This is a genomic window from Limosilactobacillus sp., from assembly GCF_051873075.1.
GTDB lineage: Bacteria > Bacillota > Bacilli > Lactobacillales > Lactobacillaceae > Limosilactobacillus.
Map to the genome: position 1 here is coordinate 1 of NZ_JBJEEM010000056.1, position 1,651 is coordinate 1,651.

Sequence of the window (1,651 nt, forward strand, 5' to 3'; positions counted from 1 at the left end):
GTTCCGTTGGTTCCGTTGGTTCCGTTGGCTCTGTTGGTTCCGTCGGCTCTGTTGGCTCTGTTGGTTCCGTTGGCTCTGTTGGTTCCGTTGGCTCTGTCGGTTCCGTTGGCTCTGTCGGTTCTGTTGGCTCGCTAGGTGATACCGGTTGGATGTCCCACTTGTGACTCTCGCCACCCTTAATATTAACGACGTTGGCAATAATGTTACCATCAACGTTAACATTAGCCGTCACCGTGGCGTTCGGTGCAAGGATGCTTCCCATGAAGTGCCCGCTTTGAATCACGATGTGAGCACTGGTGGCACCGAAATTCCACAGAACGTGGTTAGGCTGCGAATGACTTTCCCCCGGGTTGATGTTGTTATTCTTGTCATCATCATAGTAGAGCTTGACCTGGGTATGGATGGCCAGCTCGGTGCCAGCCGGCATCCCGATCACGTTAATCACCAACGTTGGGCCATTCACCTTGCTCGAAAGACCGTAGATCTTGATCGGTTGCGAGGCATTGAGGTACTCGAAAGGAATGTTGACGTAGATCACGTTGTCCTTTGGCACCGCATTGGAAATATCGACGTAGCGGTTATTCATGTCTTGGAAATTCTTGATCACCCCAGCGGATTCCTCCTGCTCCGCGTAGAAATCAGCGGCCTTAAGCAGGCGCTGGAAAACTGCCGGGAAGTCGATGTAATTAGAGCCGGCCCCGTCCTTGAATACTTCCTCCGGCTTTAAGTGGACCATATGGTGGCCGTTAACGTACACTTGCCCGTTGATCACCTCAACGTTGACGTCCGTACCGAAGATCACGTGGTTAAATTTATCGTTCCTGAATGATCCATCCTTCAAACCAGCATTGAGCTGTTGGATGTAGTAAATATCACCCTTGGTCAGGTGAATGGATTCACCGCGGGTTCCAAAGTCAACGCTACTATTAAGAATCCCCACCGCAATATTTCCATTCACGTCCGCACTAAGGTTAGCCTCGTTGGCAAAAATATGGAAAAGTGATGCCAGTAACAGGACACTCTTCGCATCGAGGTGGTTCACGTCGATACCGTACTTGTCCTTTAAAATCTGGTCGGTATGAATCTTGTCGACAGTCTGAACCGTCTTTTGGGCAGCGTTCTTATTATCCGGCTGTGCGCTCTCCGCTGGGGTCACCACCGTGGCGCTACCAGTTTCTGGAATCGTTGCTTCTGGTTCGGCACTATTCGTATTGTCAACCGCTGGTACATCGCTGACTGCCGGTACCTGAGAGTCAGTAACGGCGGAGTCTGCTGGCTGGTCACTGACCACCGCATCACTTGCCGGTTCAGCGCTAACCACTGGGGCGGTTGCTTCCGCCTGGCTGGCCGTTGAAGCCGGTGTACTTACTGTATCAACCGTACTCGCCGTCGTTGCAGCGCTGCTTGCTACAGAGCTACTCGCCGTTAGCGCAACTTCGGTACTCGCCACCGCTTGGTCGCTGGTTATACACGCTTCGCTTGCCGCGGCCGTCGTTCCTCCAGACTGGTCGTCAGCAAGGGCAGTGTTCCCACCGCCGACAAATAGCAGGCCTAGCAGCACGGAGACCACTCCGATGCTGAGCTTGCGAATGCCAAAGCGTTGCTTGCGTGGCTGTTGCTTTTGCATCATTAATCTTACGTTCTTTTTTGA

The 1,651-nt window shown here is 52.6% G+C and carries 1 protein-coding gene; it reads right to left on the reverse strand.

Going from position 1 to position 1,651, the window contains the following annotated elements; genetic code table 11:
* On the reverse strand, positions 1 to 1,630 hold a 1,630-nt coding region (locus tag ACI31J_RS06330), incomplete at its 3' end, for a collagen-binding domain-containing protein (RefSeq protein WP_439773588.1).
* Positions 1,631 to 1,651: the final 21 nt, after the last annotated feature.